Annotated in this window: 2 protein-coding genes; one reads left to right on the plus strand and one right to left on the minus strand. The window is 69.7% G+C overall.

Annotation, left to right across the window (positions count from 1 at the left end; all coding sequences use genetic code 11):
• Window positions 1–83: 83 nt before the first annotated feature.
• Window positions 84–728: a TetR/AcrR family transcriptional regulator gene (locus VFM98_RS14870; protein ID WP_325110690.1), complete on the minus strand. Its 645-nt coding sequence runs from the start codon at window positions 726–728 to the stop codon at window positions 84–86.
• A gap of 40 nt (window positions 729–768) precedes the next feature.
• Between VFM98_RS14870 and VFM98_RS14875 the strand changes: the two genes are divergently transcribed.
• A partial coding sequence (locus VFM98_RS14875; protein WP_325110691.1) for a thiamine pyrophosphate-binding protein occupies window positions 769–2,048 on the plus strand: 1,280 nt, incomplete at its 3' end.

A 2,048-nucleotide genomic window follows, 5' to 3' on the forward strand; every position in this document is an offset into this window, starting at 1 on the left:
GGATGGCAAGCGCGTAGCGCCCCCACCCCGGCCCTCCCTCGGAGGGGGAGGGAGGAAGAGCCCGCAGTGGGGCAGAGGAAGGCCTAGCGCGTGAGGTAGCCGAGGATCACCTCGGTCATGTGCGACAGGCGCTCGCTGCGCGCCTTGGGCGCGAGCAGGTCGCGGCCGAAGATGGCCGACAGGGTGTGGCTGTTGGAGAGGTAGAAGTACGCCAGGCCCGCGATCGAGACGTACAGCTGCACCGGGTCCACCCCGCCGCGGAAGGTGCCTTCGCGCCGGCCGCGCTCCAGCACCGTCGCCAGCGTCTCGATCACCGGCGAGTTCAGCTCGCGCGCCCGCTTCGACTCGGCGAGGTGGCGCGCGCGGTGCAGGTTGGCGCTGTTCAGGAGGGTGAGGAACTCCGGGTGGCGCAGGTAGTAGTCCCAGGTGAACTCGATCAGGCGCCGCACGGCCGTGGGAGGATCGAGCTCCAGCAGGTGGAGGTTCATCTCCTCCTCGCGGATCTCGCGGTACACCTGCTCCAGCACGGCCTGGAACAGCTTGTCCTTGTCCTCGAAGTAGTAGTAGATCAGCCGCTTGTTGAGGCCCGCGCGCTCGGCGATGCGGTCCACCCGCGCGCCGGCGAGGCCGTACTCGGCGAATTCCTCGCGGGCGGCGGCTAAGATCAGCGACTGCGAGCGATCGGCATCGCGCAGTCGCTCCTCGGAGGCGGTGCTGGTCTCTCTCACCTCCGCATAATTCACCAATCAGTTAATCCCGTCAAGCATCATGAAGCAGGATCCGCAGCTCGCAGGCCACCTCATCGTCGAATGCCTGGTGGCCCAGGGCGTCACGCACGCCTTCGGCGTGCCGGGCGAAAGCTATCTCGCCGTGCTCGATGGCTTCCACAAGTACCGCGAGCAGATCCGCTTCGTGGTCAACCGCCAGGAAGGCGGCGCGGCCTTCATGGCCGAAGCGGCCGGCAAGATCGGCAACCGCCCCGGCGTGTGCTTCGTCACGCGCGGCCCGGGCGCCACCAACGCCTCCATCGGCGTGCACACGGCCTTCCAGGACTCGACCCCGATGGTGCTGTTCGTCGGCGACGTGGCCAGCGACCAGCGCGACCGCGAGGCCTTCCAGGAGGTCGAGTACACCAGCTTCTTCGGCCCCAGCACCAAGGGCATGGCCAAGCGGGTCGAGCGCATCGACGACCCGGACCGCATCCCCGAGTACATCGCGCGCGCCTTCGCCACCGCCATGAACGGCCGCCCCGGCCCCGTGGTGCTGGTGCTGCCGGAGGACATGCTCACCCAGGAGACCGCGGCCCGCCCGCTGCCGCGCGTGGAAGCGGTGGAGACCTGGTGCGACCCGGCCGCGCTTGCCACCCTGCGCGAGCTGCTGCTGGCCGCGCGCAAGCCCGTCGTGATCGCGGGCGGCGGCGGTTGGACGCCGCAGGCCGCGCAGGCGCTGCAGCGCTTCGCCGAGCGCTGGCAGCTGCCGGTGGGCAATGCCTTCCGCTTCCAGGACTGCTTCGACAACCACCATCCGCAGTACGCGGGCGACGTCGGCATCGGCATCAATCCGAAGCTCTCCAAGCGCATCCAGGAATCCGACCTGGTGCTGGCGATCGGCCCCCGCCTTGGCGAGATGACCACCGGCGGCTATTCGCTGCTGAAGCCGCCCAAGGCGGCGCAGAAGCTGGTGCACATCCACGCCAGCGCCGAGGAGCTGAACCGGGTCTACCAGGCCGACCTGGCGATCAACGCCACCATGAACGCGGCGGCGCGCGCGCTGGAGTCGCTGGAGGCCCCCGCTGCGCTGCCCTGGGCGGCGTGGACCGAAGCGGCCAACGCCGACTACCTGGAGAACCTGAAGCCGCAGCCGCTGCCGGGCCCCATCGACATGCCGGCCCTGGTGGCGGTGCTGCAGAAGCACCTGCCGGCCGATGCGCTGATCACCAACGGGGCCGGCAACTTCGCCTCGTGGACGCACCGCTTCTTCCGCCACCATGGGCTGGCGAAGGGGCACAAGACGCAGCTGGCGCCCACCGTGGGCGCCATGGGCTACGG

Source organism: Ramlibacter sp. (assembly GCF_035706265.1).
In the GTDB taxonomy this organism is placed as follows: Bacteria; Pseudomonadota; Gammaproteobacteria; order Burkholderiales; family Burkholderiaceae_C; genus Ramlibacter.